This is a genomic window from Candidatus Accumulibacter contiguus, assembly GCF_012940005.1.
In the GTDB taxonomy this organism is placed as follows: Bacteria; Pseudomonadota; Gammaproteobacteria; order Burkholderiales; family Rhodocyclaceae; genus Accumulibacter; species Accumulibacter contiguus.
Genome location: NZ_SPMX01000005.1, coordinates 31,769 through 48,015, shown reverse-complemented (window position 1 = coordinate 48,015; position 16,247 = coordinate 31,769). Strand labels below are relative to the sequence as shown.

19 protein-coding genes and 2 pseudogenes are annotated in these 16,247 nt (G+C 62.8%); 13 read left to right on the top strand and 8 right to left on the bottom strand.

Translation table 11 applies throughout. The features are described 5' to 3' along the window. A partial coding sequence (locus tag E4Q08_RS01915; protein ID WP_169069136.1) for an IS66 family transposase occupies positions 1-251 on the top strand: 251 nt, incomplete at its 5' end. On the opposite strand, the gene E4Q08_RS01910 is transcribed toward E4Q08_RS01915, so the two are convergent. The 3 genes and pseudogenes from E4Q08_RS01910 to E4Q08_RS01900 form a co-directional block, all read right to left on the bottom strand. Then, the gene (locus E4Q08_RS01910) at positions 233-715 is read right to left on the bottom strand and encodes a 3'-5' exonuclease (protein ID WP_372703488.1); all 483 of its coding nucleotides are present in this window, start codon (positions 713-715) and stop codon (positions 233-235) included. The two genes, E4Q08_RS01915 and E4Q08_RS01910, sit on opposite strands and share 19 nt — an antisense overlap. 365 nt (positions 716-1,080) lie before the next feature. After that, positions 1,081-2,053: pseudogene (locus E4Q08_RS01905) on the bottom strand (NAD(P)/FAD-dependent oxidoreductase). A 57-nt stretch (positions 2,054-2,110) separates the two neighbouring features. After that, positions 2,111-2,398 carry a TIGR02450 family Trp-rich protein gene (locus E4Q08_RS01900; RefSeq protein WP_169069135.1) on the bottom strand — a complete coding sequence of 96 codons (288 nt, stop codon included), beginning with the start codon at positions 2,396-2,398 and terminating at the stop codon, positions 2,111-2,113. A gap of 179 nt (positions 2,399-2,577) precedes the next feature. Here E4Q08_RS01900 and E4Q08_RS01895 point away from each other — a divergent pair, with 179 nt between their 5' ends. The 3 genes from E4Q08_RS01895 (at position 2,578) to E4Q08_RS01885 (ending at position 4,516) form a co-directional block, all read left to right on the top strand. Then, a complete protein-coding gene (locus E4Q08_RS01895; RefSeq protein WP_169069134.1) occupies positions 2,578-3,318 on the top strand; it encodes an SDR family NAD(P)-dependent oxidoreductase in 741 nt (246 codons plus the stop codon). A 122-nt stretch (positions 3,319-3,440) separates the two neighbouring features. Then, positions 3,441-3,785 (top strand): hypothetical protein, encoded by a 345-nt coding sequence (locus E4Q08_RS01890; protein WP_169069133.1) that lies wholly within the window; start codon positions 3,441-3,443, stop codon positions 3,783-3,785. A 128-nt stretch (positions 3,786-3,913) separates the two neighbouring features. Then, positions 3,914-4,516 carry a histidine phosphatase family protein gene (locus E4Q08_RS01885; protein WP_248594632.1) on the top strand — a complete coding sequence of 201 codons (603 nt, stop codon included), beginning with the start codon at positions 3,914-3,916 and terminating at the stop codon, positions 4,514-4,516. Between the two features lie 65 nt (positions 4,517-4,581). Here the strand turns inward: E4Q08_RS01885 and E4Q08_RS01880 are convergent, their stop codons facing one another. The 5 genes from E4Q08_RS01880 to egtD all read right to left on the bottom strand — a co-directional run bounded on the left by E4Q08_RS01880 (position 4,582) and on the right by egtD (position 8,320). After that, positions 4,582-4,872, bottom strand: a complete 291-nt coding sequence (locus E4Q08_RS01880) for a DUF427 domain-containing protein (protein WP_034916500.1) — start codon at positions 4,870-4,872, stop codon at positions 4,582-4,584. Between the two features lie 66 nt (positions 4,873-4,938). Beyond that, positions 4,939-5,370 carry a PAS sensor domain-containing protein gene (locus E4Q08_RS01875; RefSeq protein WP_034916502.1) on the bottom strand — a complete coding sequence of 144 codons (432 nt, stop codon included), beginning with the start codon at positions 5,368-5,370 and terminating at the stop codon, positions 4,939-4,941. 52 nt (positions 5,371-5,422) lie between these two features. Next, positions 5,423-5,875, bottom strand: a complete 453-nt coding sequence (locus E4Q08_RS01870; RefSeq protein WP_034916505.1) for an SRPBCC family protein — start codon at positions 5,873-5,875, stop codon at positions 5,423-5,425. Positions 5,876-6,124: 249 nt separating this feature from the next. After that, complete coding sequence (gene egtB / locus E4Q08_RS01865; RefSeq protein ID WP_034916507.1) at positions 6,125-7,375, bottom strand: ergothioneine biosynthesis protein EgtB; 1,251 nt, start codon at positions 7,373-7,375, stop codon at positions 6,125-6,127. Between the two features lie 24 nt (positions 7,376-7,399). Beyond that, a complete protein-coding gene (gene egtD / locus E4Q08_RS01860) occupies positions 7,400-8,320 on the bottom strand; it encodes an L-histidine N(alpha)-methyltransferase (RefSeq protein ID WP_169069139.1) in 921 nt (306 codons plus the stop codon). 170 nt (positions 8,321-8,490) lie between these two features. Here egtD and E4Q08_RS01855 point away from each other — a divergent pair, with 170 nt between their 5' ends. The 9 genes and pseudogenes from E4Q08_RS01855 (at position 8,491) to E4Q08_RS01815 (ending at position 16,120) form a co-directional block, all read left to right on the top strand. Then, complete coding sequence (locus E4Q08_RS01855; RefSeq protein WP_308240033.1) at positions 8,491-9,159, top strand: ChaN family lipoprotein; 669 nt, start codon at positions 8,491-8,493, stop codon at positions 9,157-9,159. Between the two features lie 251 nt (positions 9,160-9,410). Next, on the top strand, positions 9,411-9,617 hold the full coding sequence (locus E4Q08_RS01850; RefSeq protein ID WP_211203277.1) for a hypothetical protein: 207 nt from the start codon (positions 9,411-9,413) through the stop codon (positions 9,615-9,617). Positions 9,618-9,666: 49 nt separating this feature from the next. Next, positions 9,667-10,482: a GTP cyclohydrolase FolE2 gene (gene folE2 / locus E4Q08_RS01845; protein WP_034916513.1), complete on the top strand. Its 816-nt coding sequence runs from the start codon at positions 9,667-9,669 to the stop codon at positions 10,480-10,482. Between the two features lie 17 nt (positions 10,483-10,499). Next, positions 10,500-11,828 carry an NAD(P)/FAD-dependent oxidoreductase gene (locus tag E4Q08_RS01840; RefSeq protein ID WP_169069131.1) on the top strand — a complete coding sequence of 443 codons (1,329 nt, stop codon included), beginning with the start codon at positions 10,500-10,502 and terminating at the stop codon, positions 11,826-11,828. Positions 11,829-11,831: 3 nt separating this feature from the next. Further along, positions 11,832-12,074 carry a DUF3833 family protein gene (locus E4Q08_RS25970; RefSeq protein ID WP_372703486.1) on the top strand — a complete coding sequence of 81 codons (243 nt, stop codon included), beginning with the start codon at positions 11,832-11,834 and terminating at the stop codon, positions 12,072-12,074. A gap of 32 nt (positions 12,075-12,106) precedes the next feature. Next, the gene (locus E4Q08_RS01830) at positions 12,107-12,874 is read left to right on the top strand and encodes an SDR family NAD(P)-dependent oxidoreductase (RefSeq protein ID WP_169069138.1); all 768 of its coding nucleotides are present in this window, start codon (positions 12,107-12,109) and stop codon (positions 12,872-12,874) included. 77 nt (positions 12,875-12,951) lie between these two features. Continuing rightward, on the top strand, positions 12,952-13,257 hold the full coding sequence (locus E4Q08_RS01825; RefSeq protein ID WP_169069130.1) for a hypothetical protein: 306 nt from the start codon (positions 12,952-12,954) through the stop codon (positions 13,255-13,257). Between the two features lie 13 nt (positions 13,258-13,270). Beyond that, positions 13,271-15,623 (top strand): annotated as a pseudogene (locus E4Q08_RS01820) (DNA topoisomerase IV subunit A). Between the two features lie 14 nt (positions 15,624-15,637). Beyond that, complete coding sequence (locus tag E4Q08_RS01815) at positions 15,638-16,120, top strand: CreA family protein (protein WP_034916520.1); 483 nt, start codon at positions 15,638-15,640, stop codon at positions 16,118-16,120. Positions 16,121-16,247 lie beyond the last annotated feature (127 nt).

Genomic DNA, 16,247 nt, shown 5'->3' with positions numbered 1-16,247 from the left:
CCTACACCGACGATGTCTGGCGCTTTGCCACGGATCCCGGCGTTCCGTTCACCAACAACCTGGCCGAGCAAGCCGTGCGCATGTCCAAGGTCAAACAGAAAGTCTCCGGCGGCTTCCGGACCAAGAAGGGGGCCGATGCCTACTGCATCATTCACTCGTATCTCGCAACCATGCACAAGCAGGGCGCCAATCTCTTCCACGCCCTGATCCTCACTTTCCAGGGCCAGCCCCCTCAGCCTCGCCTCGCTTGAGCTTCGGCGTGGTCGCCCTGAGTAGTTACCTTGACGAAACCATAGTTGAAGCGGGCATGGTGGGCAACGAACGGACGCCCATGCAGGCGATCGGCCAGTTCTGCCGCGACTTGGGCGAAAGTAGGGGCGTCGGCTATCGCCTCGTTGCGGATACCGTTGAGTCGCTGGATGAGTGCAGGGATCGGCCGCTGTGGGTTGACCAAGGTGCTCCAGGTCGAAACCCGGTCACCCTCGGCTTCCAGCACGCCGATCCTTGTGATGCGGTCCCGTACCGGATTGGCCCCGGTGGTCTGCAGGTTGATGAAGGCAAGCCGCGCGGGAATCACGAGGCCAAGCCCGGTGCCCGGCAGCTCGAACCGTTGAGCGATCTCCTTGCCACGGTAGCCGACCATCCGGACAAGAAGAGAGACTGGCCGATGGCGTGCGAGAGACAGCGTATCCTGGTCTGACCGTTCCAGAACCATCCCGGCAGCGCCCGAGTGTGGCCGAATACGTTCTGCTCGAAATACTTCGGCATGTGCGCCCGGTAGAAGACGCGAACGTACTCGCGCCAGCGGCTAGTCTGCCGGAGGGGCGTGCCGGGACTCATACGGTTTTCTGACCAAGCCCGATGCGCGGGCGTTGCGGCAAGTCGTGTTGCCGATCCAGACAGGGCAAGCCGCGCGTCAGAAGGAAAGGTTCGTGGCAGGGCTGCGCCGCAATGCGGAGAGGACGCAGCGAAGTTGTCGCCTCTGGGGTGTGCGCCCCGCGCAGCGCGTGCCGCAAGTCATGGGGCGTCAACATGATGATCTGGTCATCATCCTCGGCCGCGACTGAGCAGGTTCGGCGGTCAGCACCGCGCGAACGACCGCACCACCTGTTCGGCCAGCGTCCGGCCGCTGAGCCAGGCACCCTCCACTTTGCCACCGTTGAGCCAGTCGCCGCAAAGCCCCAGGCCAATCTCTGGACGCCAGGCGCACCCTTCGACGAGGGCTGGTTCGGTATCGGCGTAACGCCAGCGGTGCGCAGTCCAGGCTTGCGGGGCCGGACCGCCCAGTTGGCCAAAGGCGTACAGCAGCGCTGCGGCGACGCTCTCCGGATCTTCTTCCAGATGCGCCTCGCTCCATTCTGCGCGGGCATGCAGCAGCCAGGTTTCCTCGCCGCTGCGGCCCGGCTTGCCGCTGTTGCGGGCGATCCAGCGCAGTGGGCCCTGATTGACGAAGGCGGCATCGAAGGCCAGGTCCACCGGAGCGGCAAAGTGCAGCATCAGCGCCCAACAGCCGCGCATCACGGCACTGCCGGCCAGTGCCGCCAACTCGGGGGCCAGGTGCTGCAACAAGGGTGCCGCCTGCGGCGCCGGGACGCCCAGCAGGACGGCCGCAAAGCTCGTCTCCAGCCAGCCGTTTTCAGCCGAGAAAACCTGCCAGCCGCGCGCCCGGCGCCTGAGCTGCTGGATCTTCGTTGCTGTTTGCACGGTCAGTGTGCTGGCCAGATAGCGGGCGGGCGCCGTCATGGCTGGCATGCCGACAAAGCGCTCGACCGTAGACTCGCGTTCTTTCGGCGAATTGCCATCAAACAGCCATAGCCTGGGATCCCACCAACCCGCGACCCCGGCCCGCTGCCAGCGCGCCACTTCGGCACGGAAAATACTGGGCACCGTGGTCGCATTGCCAGTCGTCGCCTCGACGCGTGCTCATCCGTCCGCCCGCGCCGCGACTCTTGTCGAACAGGCTGACTTCGAGGCCAGCCTGTTGCAGTGCCGTGGCGCAGGACAGGCCGGCGATGCCGGCACCGATCAGCGCCAGATGGGGAATTGAATTCATGGTTTTCTTGTCAACCACGATTCGGCGAGCCTGTTCGCAGATTCTTCCTGGCACAAGTCATTGCCAGCCTTGCAGCCACTGCTGGCGATCAGTGAGCTTGTGCCAGAACAGCGAAAATACTCGGCGAGAGTACACGGCTTCCAGTTCGATGCTCTCGATTCGAGTGGCCGGGGGCTCCGGTTGAATCACTCGGGTGACGATGAAGTGCTTCTCCTGGTCATGCGGGGTAACCGCCGTCCACTTGCTGAGCAGCAGCTTCTTCGGGTTCAGGCGGCGAGCATTTTGCGAACCGAAAACCTGGACGCCAATTCGGGGTGTAGCAGAGCCTTTTTCGGTTTTCTTCATATTTGTCCTAGACAAAATTCAGTTGTTTTGTTATGCTAGCACGAAATTAGGTGTATCTGACGTGCATTTTGCTTTTTTTGTCCAGCGCAAAAGTGCCTTCCGATCGATCAAACTGCTGCTTTCTGTGACGGACAAGAAGTCCCTTGCTGGACAGCAGGTGAAACTGGAGAAGATATGTCATGGAAAGAATAGCTCTTGTCACTGGAGCGGCAGGCGGGCTCGGTCAAGCGGTGGTGGCCAGGCTGGCAGAGGCAGGCTGGAGGGTGATCGTGACCAGCCGGGAGGGCGAGCGCTTGGCTCGCATCTACGGCGACAGCCACCTACAGGTGGTTGCTGACTGCTCCAGCGTAGCCGGATCGCGCCACATTTTCGCGGTGGCTCAAGCGCACCAGATGCTGCCCACAGCATTCGCGCACTGCGTCGGGAATATTCGCCTTGGCGCACTGCATCGGATGTCCGAGGTCGACTTTGCGGCCTGCCTCAACGCCAATCTGATCAGCGCCTTCCATACGCTGGCGGCTTTCGTCGGCGCTTTGCGCGACGCCAAGTGCGCGGGATCGGCGGTGCTGGTTTCGTCGGCTGCTGCGCGCATCGGCACTCCCAATCACGAGGCGGTAGCAGCGGCGAAAGCCGGTGTCGAAGGACTGGTACGCAGCGCGGCGGCGACCTATGCGGGAAATAACATCCGGATCAACGCCGTCGCGCCCGGCATCATGGACACGCCGGCCGCGACGGCCATCCTCGGCAGCGCGATGGGCCGCGACGCCGCGGCTCGCCAGTACCCGCTGCCGGGCATTGGCTCCCCAGACGAACTGGCGGAACTGATGATCTGGCTGCTCTCGGACAAGGCTGCGCGGGTGACCGGCCAGGTGTGGTCGATGGACGCCGGCTTTTCGACGATTCGGCCCCTGGTCAGGTAAAGCGGCATAACGTACTCGCTGCCTGATCCCATGCCACACAGCGTTGCCTGGCTCGGTTGCGGAGGACTGCTGCCGTTTCTCTTCCTGGCGCGACTTTCACGGTAACGAATAAAGGAGCAACGATGAACGCCTTCAACAGACTTCCGGGATTCGTGCAGGCGCCAGCTGGGCGTGAGCGCGACGTACTGCGCCTGTTACCCCGCATGCTCGTTTTCGGCACGCTGCTTCTGGCACTGCCGTCGCTTGCCGTCAGGATCTTTTCTGGGGAAGGGGATGCCGTGCAGGCCGCGACTCGCCTCCAGACGGTCGACATTCTGGCGATCAGTATCGTGGTCCTGCACTGGACGGCCGTGTTTACAGTGGCCATCGCTTCCCTCATCGTCATGGTTATGAAAGGGCCCGCTTATGTGGCGGACGCGTATCCCCTCGAGGATTCGGAAACCCCGGATTCTCCCGATCGGCGTTAGCCGTCTTCGTGCCCAAGGACTGTTCGCCAATGTTCCGGGCTACTGTAGGATCAGATGACGTCGAGGTCACCTGCCCGACGATCGCCAGATGGCTCGGGTCAAGAGCCATCGATTCGCGACTGGACTGGTTGGCTGAAGGAAAGAGGACGCTGTTCTCGCTGCTCATCCTTTCCCTTGCGGCCATGGCAAGCTCCTTGCCGGCGCGGGCCGACGGCCTGCCGGTGCCGCTGGGCGAACTGGCCAAGCCAGGCCGCTTGCTGATGCTCCGCCATGCCCACGCGCCGGGGGTCGGCGACCCGCCGAATTTCGTCATCGGCGATTGTTCCACCCAGCGCAATCTTGATGCCAGTGGCCGGGCTCAGGCACGACAGTTGGGGGCCCGTCTGCGTGCGGCCGGCCTGACCCATGCGAGAGTCTTTTCGAGCCAGTGGTGCCGCGCGCTCGAAACGGCCCGCCTGCTGGACCTTGGGCCAGTAGAGCCCTTGCCCGCGCTGAATTCCTTTTTCGAACGGCAGGACGATCGGCAACGGATTCTGGACGGCTTGCGGGCGTTTCTTGCCAGGCTGCCGATCGATGGTCAGCCGGTGATCCTGGTCACTCATCAGGTCGTGGTGAACGCCTTCACCGAGGCAACGCCTCCTGCCGGTGGCGGCAGCATTTTTCAGATCAACGGCAGCGGCGCGCCGAAGTGGCTTGGCACCATCCCGATCGAAACAAGGGGAGGTTCATGAATAGGGCCTCGATTCGACGCACCTGCCTCGCACTTCGTGCGTTGGTAGCTGCACGCTCCTGCTGCTCACCGACCCGCCTCGACCGTGACTCCTTTCCAGAAAGCAATGTGGTCCTTGATGTTCTTCGCGGCGTCTTTGGGGTTGGCGTAATACCAGGCCGCGTCCTTGTTCACCTGGCCGTCGACGATTACGTCGTAATAGCTGGCGACGCCCTTCCACGGGCAGGTAGTGTGGGTGTCGCTGGCGCGGAGATACTCGGTCTTTACCGTGCCAGGCGGAAAGTAGACATTGTTCTCGACAGTCTCGAAGGTCGTGGATTCGGCAATGACGGCGTTTTTCCAAATGGCTCTTGGCATGGTGTGGCTCCCGTTGAGGGTTGCAATGAAGACTCACAGAGGCGGCTGAAGTTCCGCTCAGGCTGACTACGCGAAGCTGATCGGGTCGCCTTCGCCGCTGGCCCTGAGTTGATCGGTGATGTCATACTGTACGCCGAGGTAGTAAATAACCTTGCCCTCGCGATCCACCAGCGGGCGGATCGACAGTCGATTGAAGAACAGCTCGCCGTTCTTGCGATAGTTGCGCAAGGTCACCACGCACCCCTCCTTTTTTGCCAGCGCCGCGCGGATGGTTGCCAATGCCGGCTGTTCGCGTTCTTCTCCCTGCAGGAAGCGACAGTTGCGACCGATGATCTCTGCTTGCGAGTAGCCGGATATCTGCTCGAAGACCTGGTTGGCATAGACAATGGGATTGTCGGGTAGATCCGGGTCGGACAGGGTGATGCCATTGACGCAGGCATCGAGAATCTGGGTGAGAACGTAGGGAATCAAACCATCGTCTTTTGCCGTCGTGAACATCAGAGCCTCCGTGGACCTCAAATCTCTCAGCAATGCGATTGCTCCTGCACTGCTAGACGTTGTTCAGCATTTCCTTTTCGATGAGCAGCTTGAGCTTTTTCACCAAGCGCCTGGCACCATCCTGTACCGCGATGCGCACCAGTTTTTCGAATGGGCGGATGTGCGGCGCCAGCGCTTCCACTTCGAAGGTGAAGGTCAGCAACGTGGACGAACTGCGGTCATCGAATTCGTAGATCGAGCGAAACGGATCCGAAACACCCTTGAAGCAGACCCGCTTCAGCGGTTCGAGTTCGGCCACCTCAAAAACCGATTCCGACTTGTGGCCGTGATCGACACGTGTCTGCCGAGCCTGGAAACCCACCTGCACCGGGCCGACCGACAGCGGTTCGAGACTCACCACTTCCGGTGACCAGCGGGGATAATTGGTCACGAAATCAGGGGCGACGAACTGGTAGACCCGGTCGATCTCTTCAAACACCAGAACGTCCGCTTTAGCGGTGATCATTGCCTATCCTTCATCATCGTTGCGTAGTGCTGCCTGCAACGATTCGAAAATGCTGGGCTCAGTGCTGTCTGCCCGGTTCCCGCCAGCAATTGCGAGATTATAGGCCGTTCTGGTCAGGCTGTCCGCGCCTCGCCTGAACCCAAGTTGATGCGATTACGACAATGACCGCCTGCGTTCCCTCTTCGGCCGCTGTGCATTCGACGAATGCAGGAGACGACTCCCCACTGCGAAGAAACCGCACACGCAGGGTCATCCGTTGCCGCCAGGTTCGGCGTCACGGGCCAGGCGGATACCCGAGAACTGCCAGCACGCCGTCGCCGGAAAGAAGTTGCGGTAACTGGCCCGCAGGTGGTCGTCGGGGGTGACGCAGGAGCCACCCCGGAGGACGTACTGATTGACCATGAACTTGCCGTTGTACTCACCCACGGCGCCCGCCCCGGCGCGGAAACCCGGATAGGGATCGTAGCTCGAGCGGGTCCATTCCCAGGCATCGCCAAACAACTGGCTGATGCCGCCGGCTGCTGCGACAGCGGGATGAAAGTCCCGCCGACCGGCGAAATGGCCGGCAATCGGGACGCCGGCGGCCGCATTTTCCCATTCCGCCTCCGTCGGTAGCCGCGCCTCGGCCCAACGGGCATAGGCATCGGCTTCGTAGTAGGAGACATGCACCAGCGGTCGCTGGCGATCGAGGGGAACCAGCCCGCCGAGGGTGAATTCCTGCCAGTCCTCCCGCCGCCGCCAGTACAACGGGTGAATGCGGTTCTCGGCAACCCGCCAGTCCCAGCCCTCGGCGAGCCAATGGACGGGTTCCCGATAGCCGCCGGCCTCGATGAACTGCAGGAACTCGCCGTTGGTCACCAGACGCGAGGCCAGCCGGTAGGGTTCGAGGAACACACGGTGGCGCGGTGTCTCGTTGTCGTAGCAGAAGCCGGAGCCCTGATGGCCGATCATCACCACCCCGCCCGGAAAGTCATGCCAGTTCAGCGCCGGCGCTGCTGCTGCGGCCGGTGGCCTGGCGGCGTAAGCCGGCGCCAGGGGGTTGCGCGAAAAGAGGTGTTTGAGGTCGGTCAGGATCAGTTCCTGGTGCTGTTGTTCGTGGTGCAGGCCGAGAGTGACCAGTGCCGTCAACGCTTCTCCCCCCCTCTGCTCGGCGAGCAGGCCCTGCAGGCGACGGTCGACGTCGGCCCGGTAGGCGAGAACGGTAGCAAACGCCGGGCGGGTCAACAACCCGCGCTCGGGCCGTGGATGCTTGTCGCCGACGGCGTTGTAATACGAGTTGTAAAGCACCCGGAAGGCTTCGTTGAAGGGCTGGAAGCCACGCTCCCAGGGTTCCAGGACGAAGGTCTCAAAAAACCAGGTGGTATGGGCGAGGTGCCATTTGACCGGGCTGGCGTCGGGCATCGACTGCACGCAGCAGTCCTCCACCGACAGCGCTGCGCACAGTTCCAGGGTCCAGTCACGCACCCGCCGGTAGGGGGCCGAGAGATCGTTGAGCGGCATCAGGCTATGCTCCAGGAGATGCTTTCAGGGCCGGGCAAGAAAGATCGCAAACCACTGCTCGGGATCGGTCCAGCGCAGGCTGTTGCTGAAGCCGGCGCGCCCGAGCAGGCCGGCGAAGTCGTCGATACGGTACTTGTAGCTGTTCTCGGTGTGGATGTGCTCGCCGCGGCGAAAGTTCCGGAAGCCATTCGGCCACGCTACCCGCGTTTCGTGCAAAGCTTCCAGATGCATCTCGATGCGTGACTTCTGGCGATTGAAGAAAGCGCGATGCTGCCACTGCGTGAGGTCAAAATCGGCACCCAGCAGCCGGTTGAGGTGCTGCAGCACATTCAGGTTGAAAGCAGCGGTCACCCCGGCGGCGTCATTGTAAGCCGCTTCGAGCACCGCTTCGTCCTTGACCAGGTCGACGCCGATCAGCAGCGCCCCATCGTTCCCCAGCAGACCGCGCATGCGGCCGAGCAGGGTGAGTGCCACCTCAGGGTCGAAATTCCCGATCGACGAACCAGGGTAGAACACCAGGCGTCGGGCGGACGGAACATCGCCGGGCAGGACAATCTCGCCCAGCAGATCGGCGACGACGGGGCGAACATCGAGGGAAGGAAAGGCGTCGCGCAGGCCATCGACGGCCTGATGCAGGAAATCGGCCGAGATATCGATGGCAACGAAGCACCTGGGCCTGATCATCGCGCACAGCGCTCGCGCCTTTTCGCAGTTGCCGGCCCCCAGTTCGATCACCGTCGCGCCGGGACCAATCTGCCGTGCCATCTCTTCGCCATGGGTCTCGATGATCTTGGCTTCGGTACGGGTGAGGTAGTACTCCGGCAGGCGCGTAATCCGCTCGAAGAGCGCCGAGCCGGCGGCGTCATAAAAATACTTCGGCGAAACGTTTGCCTGCGCTGCGCACAGTCCGGCGGCGATTTCGGCGACAAGGCCAACGGAAGCCATAGGCAATTCAGCAACCTCCAAAAAAAGTCTTGATGACCGATCATACTCCTTGGCAGGAACAAGGGAACTGCAACCGGCCCTGCCAGCCACCATAACGACACTTGACAGGAGCGGCGCCATGAATAGCTATCGTACTTCGCGGCTGATCCTGTGCTCGCGGCCGCGCTCGGCTGGTCGGCACCGCCCGCTGCCTGTGCCGCTCCGAGCGGCTGGTTGCAAGCGTCCGGCTGCCGCTGTTCGAGTTCGCGCGCATCAACCGCATCCCGATGGTCGCTCTCAATGTCGACGCCAGCCTGACCCGGGCGATCGATGAGCGCGGCCGGGAGGCCCTCCCCGACCACCAACGCCAGGGCGTCGGCCGCCCGGCGCTGGCCAGTGAGGCCTACCTGGACTTCCTGATTACGGTATATCGGCAGCACGCGCAGCTGAAGGGCGGCCGGGCAGACTCGGGCTTCCAGTACTTCGTCGAGGCGCAGCAGAACTGGGAGCACGCCATGGCCGAGGCGCTGGTGGCGCAACGGGTCACCGGGCCGCAGGGGCAGCCGCCGCTGGTCGTCGGCATCATCGGCAGCGGGCATTTGCGCTTCGGCTTTGGCGTGCCGCACCAGTTGCGCGGTCTCGGCGTCGATCGCGTCACGACGCTCCTGCCGCTCTCACCCGGCGAGGACTGCCGCGAGATTCGCCCTGGCCTGGCCGATGCCGTCTTCACCTTTCCAAAAGAACCCGCGACACCGGTGGCGCCGCCGCGCCTCGGCTCAAAACACGATAGAAGCCGTAACGACACTCCCGGACGCGCAGGGTGTCTTTTCCGAGGCCGCTATCGCAGTCGACGGCACTGATATTCATGGCCGGACGAGTACCCATGTTGTCCAGGACAAATTTTAGAAAATTGTTGACAATATGGGTAGGTATTTATATATTGGCAGTAATTTATATTTTTGTCCAGGACAAAACGTGAACACCACCGTGCGCCACAACGTAGGTCCAGCAACTGGTGCCCTCCTGCTGTCTGCTCTGTTCCTGGCGGTCAGCCTAGTGGCCGCACCGCCTGCTATCGCAGCCGATGCCTGCCCGGTGATACCGAATTCCGATGTTCGCCAAGACAACGGTAACCGGCAAGCACGCCAACCCGCTCTACGCGCAACTCGCCAAAGTGACCGGTACGGAACCGCAATGGAATTTTCACAAGTACCTGATCGATCGCAGCGGCCAGCAGGTGTTGAGCTTCGGTAGTCGCGTCAAGCCCGAGGACAGGGCTTTGCTCGCAAGGATCGAAGAGTTTCTCGGCAAACCGTGACCAACGTCCGTCTGACATCCAGCCTTTTCGCCACCATGGAGACCACAAAATGAACGCCCCAGACAGATTCTTCCTTCCCGACATGCAGGCCCGCGCCGACCTTCGCCAGTTGGCGATTCACAAGGTTGGCGTCAAGGACCTGCGCTACCCGCTGGCGCTGCTCGATGCTGCCGGCACCGTTCAAAACACGGTAGCCCGGTTGTCGATGTCGGTTGGCCTGCCGCCCGAGGTGAAGGGCACGCACATGTCCCGCTTTGTCGAGGTGCTCGAACAGCGGCGTGCACCACTGAACGTCAATCGTTTGCTGCGCATGTTTGACGACATGCTGCTGCGCCTGGATGCGCAGAGCGGTGCAATCGAACTCGCCTTTCCCTATTTCATCAGCAAGGCAGCGCCGGTATCCGGGGTCGAGAGCCTGCTCGACTACGACGTCCGGATGATTGTGGAGAAGCGCCAAGGGCAGGCGGTTGAACTAACGCTCGAGGTGGTCGCGCCGGTTACCAGTCTATGCCCCTGCTCGAAGGAAATCAGCGAATACGGCGCCCACAACCAGCGATCGCACATCACCATCAGCGTCCGCCTCCGTTCAGGGATGACGCCGGAAGAACTGGTACGCCTTGCCGAGGAGGAGGCCTCCTGCGAGGTCTTCGGGTTGCTCAAACGCCCGGACGAGAAGTGGGTGACCGAGCGAGCCTACGACAATCCGAAGTTTGTCGAGGACCTGGTTCGCGACATCGCGTTGCGTCTGATGAACGAGCCACGGATCGCAAATTGGACGGTCAAGTCCGAGAACTTCGAGTCGATTCACAACCACTCTGCCTACGCCGAGATCAGCGGCGAAAATGCTGGCAGTGAAGTCGCCTGAAGCCGGAGGACGAGAACATGCCTGGCGCACAACGTATCGCCGTGGTCGGATCGGGAATTTCCGGCCTGGCCAGTGCCTGGTTGCTGTCGCAAAAGCACCTGGTGACGCTGTACGAGGCAGGGTCGTATCTCGGGGGGCACACCAATACCGTCGATGTGACTGTGGACGGCGTTGAGCATCCCGTCGATACCGGTTTTCTGGTCTATAACAGCAAGACCTACCCAAACCTGACGGCCATGTTTGCTCACCTGGGGGTAGCCAGCGTCGAGACGGAAATGTCCTTTGCGGTCAGCCTCGAAGAGCCGCAACTGGAGTGGGCCGGCAGCAGCCTGGCGACCGTCTTCGGGCAGAAACGCAATCTGCTGCGGCGTGATTTCTGGCGCATGCTTGCCGACATCCTGCGTTTCAACCGGGAAAGCGTTGCCTGCCTGGAACAGTATCCCGAGTATGACCGGAGTCTGCGCTGTTTCCTGGACGCGGGCGGTTACTCGCGGCCCTTTGCCGAGTGGTATCTTCTGCCGATGGCGGCGGCGATCTGGTCTTGTCCGGCGGGCCAGATGCTCGACTATCCACTGGCCAGTTTTGTGCGCTTTTGTCGCAATCACGGACTGCTCCAGGTTTTCGATCGACCACTCTGGCGAACAGTCCGGGGCGGCGGCCGGGAGTATGTCTGCAAGCTGGCTGCCGGACTCGACGACATTCGTATGGCTACGCCGGTTCGCCACGTGCAGCGCCGCGAACTCGGCCTGCTCTTGCACACCGACGAAGGCGTCGAGTCCTACGATCAGGTTGTGCTTGCCTGTCACAGCGACCAGGCGTTGGCAATTCTCGGAGAGGAAGCCACATCGGCCGAGCGGCGCACGCTCGGTGCCATCCGCTACGCGCCAAATCGCGCCGTGCTGCACACGGACGCTGCCCTTCTGCCCCGCGATCCTACCCTCTGGTCGGCGTGGAACTACCTGTCGAGCGCACAGGAACTCGACCTGCGGCCGGTCAGTGTCTCCTACCTGATCAACCGTCTGCAGCCGCTGCCCTTCAGGATGCCGATGATGGTTTCGCTGAATCCACAGCGCGAGCCCAGGACCGAGAGGGTGATTGCCGAATTTGACTATGCACATCCGATTTTTGACGGGCCCGCAATCGCAGCCCAAAGTGAGCTGCCGACCATTTCGGGCGCCAGCGGCGTGTGGTTTTGCGGCGCTTGGGGCGGCTACGGTTTTCACGAAGATGGTCTGAAATCGGCGCTGCAGGTGGCGAATGCCCTGGCCTGTCGTGCGCCCTGGCAAGGCACGGCCGCGGCATCCCCGGCGCCGCCTGTACGGCGGCGAGCGGGTGTTTTCGCATGAACAATGCCCTCACCTCTTCAAGTCCATCGCCGCCGTGTTGGCCTGGCGCTGGCGCAACACCCTGGAGTTCAGAATCGTTCCGGCGAAGTGATCAGGCATTTTCACGTGATCATCGACGCCAGTTGGGAGAAGCGCGATGGAGTCGATGTCGGTACCCTTGACGAGCATTTCTCGTGGTCGGATGGCCGCACCTCGCGCCGCGTATGGACCATCACCCGCGTCGACGCTGGACTTTCATCTGGGTGAAGTCACCCTGAGTTTCACCAGGCGATGAGATGATGAATCCGCACATCGACGACTGGTCGGGGAAACGCGTGTGGCTGCTCGGCGCTTCGAGTGGCATCGGCGCCGCCTTGGGCCGCCTGCTGCTGGCGCGCGGCGCAAGGGTCGCGCTCTCGGCACGGAAGGTGCGCCAACTGCAAGCGGTGGCCAATGGCGCTCCGCAAGCGCTGGTGCTCCCCTGTGATGCGGCCGACGAAGCAAGCCTGTGCAGCGCCTGGGACTCGCTGCTGGCGGCGTGGGGTGGCGTCGACGTGGCGCTCTATGTCGCTGGCGACTATTTGCCGATGCGCGCCTGGGAACTCGACGTGCCCAGGGCGCGCCAGATGATCGATGTGAACTTTGGCGGTGCCGTGGCGTTCGCTGCCCGTGTCGTCCCGCAACTGTTGCAGCAGGGCGAAGGCCAGATCGGTTTCGTCGCCAGTGTGGCCGGTTATCGTGGTCTGCCGAAGTCGCTGATTTATGGTCCGACCAAAGCCGCCCTGATCAACTTTGCCGAGGCACTGTATCTTGATCTGCACCCGCAAGGGATTGGCGTGCGGGTGATCAATCCGGGCTTTGTGGCCACGCCGCTTACTGCCCAGAACGACTTCGCCATGCCGGCGCTGCTCACCCCTGAACAGGCGGCCGTGGAGACGCTTGCCGGTTTTGCCGGTAGCGCCTTTGAAATCCATTATCCGAAGCGCTTCACGCGGGCGATGAAGTGGCTGTCGCTGCTGCCCTATAGCTGGTACTTTCCGCTCGTTCGCCGCATCACCGGGGGCTGAGATGACCGTCTGCCCTGCAGACAGGACCTCTTGGCCGCCAACTTTACGCGGTTTTTCACCGCCAGCAACACGCAGGCATGGTGAAGCACGCGTGTGCGGTACAATCGCATGCCATGCAGCGCTTCGAAACGATTCCCGGACTGACTCACAGCGATTCTGAACCACAGGAACGTCACTCCAGGCAGGCGATCCTGTCCTCCTCATTCCGCTCAGGCCTTCGGGTTGATGATGTCCCCGGCCAGGGCAGGAAGCACATGCTGCGCAAGATCCATACGTTCGACAGCGACGAGTGCGAGGCGGCGATCGAGCGCCTGCGACTGGAGAGAGTCCAGCCGGAGGTGGTGGCGATCTCGCGTTGCCTGGGACTCGGCGCAATAATTTGAGGGTGATCTGCCAGTGAGGAAAAATTCGACGCCAGACCTGTTTGGCGACCTGCTCGAGGTGCCGGCGGCACCGCCAGCCGTACCGCCGCCGGCGGTGCTGCCGCCTGGCGAAGACGACGACAGCATCCTGCTGCACGATTCGGCGGCGCGCGACTACCTGGAGTATGCGATCGCGGTGGTCAAGGGTCGCGCGCTGCCGGATGTCAAGGACGGGCTGAAACCGGTGCAGCGCCGCGTTCTCTTCGCGATGCGCGAACTCGGATTGTCGGCGACCGCCAAACCGGTCAAGTCGGCGCGCGTCGTCGGCGACGTGATCGGCAAGTATCACCCGCACGGCGACACCTCGGCGTACGACGCGATGGTGCGCGTGGCGCAGCCGTTCATGCTGCGCTACCCGCTGGTCGATGGCCAGGGCAATTTCGGATCGCGTGACGGCGACAACGCCGCGGCGATGCGCTACACCGAAGCGCGCCTGACGCCGATCGCCGAACTGCTGCTCGGCGAACTCGGTGAAGGCACCGTCGATTTTCAGCCGAATTACGACGGCTCCTTCGATGAACCGGCATTTTTGCCGGCAAGGCTACCTTTCCTGCTGCTCAACGGCGCTTCGGGAATCGCCGTCGGCATGGCCACCGAAATGCCTTCGCACAATCTGCGCGAAGTCGCCGCAGCGGTGATCCACAAGATCGAGCACCCGGCCGCCGGCGTCCGCGAACTGATGGCGCACCTCCCCGGCCCCGACTACCCCCGGTGGCGGGCAGATCATCTCGTCGGCGAGCGACATCGCCGCCGCCTATGGCAGCGGCCGCGGCAGCCTGCGCGTGCGTGCGCGTTACGAGATCGAGGAGATGGCGCGTGGCGCCTGGCAGGTGGTTTTCAAGGAGTTGCCACCGGGCGTTTCCTCGGCCAGGGTGCTCTCCGAGGTCGGGGCTCTGCTCAATCCACAGCCGAAACCGGGCAAGAAGGTGATCGAACAGGCGGCGGCGCAGCTCAAGGCGCTGATGGCTTCGCAGCTCGATCGCGCGCGCGACGAGTCGGGCAAGGACGACGACGTGCGTCTGGTCTTCGAGCCGAGCAGCTCGCGCATCGATCGCAACGAGTTCGTGGCGCTGCTGCTGGCGCATACCAGCCTCGAAACCTCGGCACCGATCAACCTGGTGGCGGTCGGCATCGACGGCCGGCCGTGCCAGAAATCGCTCGCCGACCTGATCGGCGAGTGGTGCAGCTTCCGCATCCGGACCGTGCATCGGCGTACCGAGTTCCGCCTGCAGAAGGCCGACGACCGCATCCACATTCTCGAAGGCCGGCACATCGTCTTCCTCAACATCGACGAAGTGATCCGCATCATTCGCGAATCCGACGATCCGAAAAGGGCGTTGATCGCGCGCTTCACGCTCTCGGACCGGCAGGCCGAAGACATCCTGGAAATCCGCCTGCGTCAGTTGGCCCGACTCGAGGGAATTCGCATCGAGCAGGAACTGGCGAAGCTGCGTGGTGAACGCGAAGGTCTGGTCAGGCTGCTCGGCAGCGACACGCTGTTGCGCCGGCAGGTGATTCGCGAAATTCGGGCCGATGCCGAGAAGCATGGCGACGCCCGCCGGACGATCCTCCTCGCGGCGGCCACCGCTTCGCGCTCGGAGGTCGCTGCCGTCGCCGATGAACCGGTGACCGTGATCATCTCCGAGAAGGGCTGGGCGCGTGTCCGGCAGGGGCACAACCTCGACCTTTCGGGCGTCGTCTTCAAGGATGGCGATCGCGCCGGTTCGGCGCAGGAATGCCGCTCGGTGGACTCGCTGGTGATCCTGTCGACCGAAGGGCGTGCGTTCACCCTGGCGGTCGCCAGTCTTCCCGACGGTCGCGGCATGGGCGCGCCGCTGTCGTCGTTCGTCGAGCTCGGTACCGGGAAGGTCGCGCATGTACTCACCGGACTGCCGGAGGACGAACTGCTGGTCGCCAAGACCTCGGGCTACGGCTTCATCTGCACCTACGCCGACCTCTTGTCGCGTCAGAAGGCCGGCAAGGCCTTCCTGAGCGTCGAAGAGGGCGCGACCATCCTGCCGCCGCTGCGGCTTGCCGGCAAGGATCATCTGGCGGCATTATCCGAAGATGGCCGCCTGCTGATTTTTCCGCTCGAACAGATGAAGCGCCTGTCGGCCGGCAAGGGCGTGCAGATCATCGGCCTGCACGACGACGAATCCTTGCGCGCGGTCGTTGCCATCCAGGGTGACCGGGTGACGATCAAGGGGATGTTCCGAAACCGCATCAAGACCCTGCTTTCGGAAGATCGGCATCTCGGTCAGCGTGCGCGGCGCGGCTCGCCGGTGGGGCAACTCGGCCAGGTGACGCTGGCCGCGTATCCGGAGTGAGGAGAGTGAAATTGATGAATCGCAATCATTGGACGTCGTTTCGGCAGGCTGTTGTCTGGGGCCTGCTTGCCTTCTGGAGCGCACTGGCGATGGCCGAGCAGGTCGGTTGTGTGACCACCGAGTGGAAGCTGGTTGGCGCCAATCACCGGGTCTGCGTCGAGAGTTTTCCTGATCCGAAAGTGCCGGGTGTGACCTGTCATGTCAGCCAGGCGAGAACCGGCGGCATCAGCGGCTCGTTCGGCCTCGCGCAGGACCCCTCGCAGTTCTCGCTGGCATGCCGGCAGACTGGACCGATTGTTCTGCCCGCGAAGCTGCCGAAAGAGGCAACGGTGTTTGCCGAAGATACCTCGATTCTGTTCAAGGAGACGCGCGTCATCCGGATGTGGGACGAAGCCCACAAGACCCTGGTCTACCTCGCGATCAGTCGCAAGCTGATCGACGGCGCGCCAGCGAACAGCATCTCGACGGTGCCGGTGATGCCCTGGGGGGAACGCTGACGGTGCGTCCGGATCGCCTGCCGAAGCCGTGCTGCTGTAAGATCACCAGTCGATCTGCCGTAGAGCAGGTGTTCCCACCGAGCATTCCGCTGCGTCGACCGGCGCTGACGGGAAGGAGAGAAAGCCC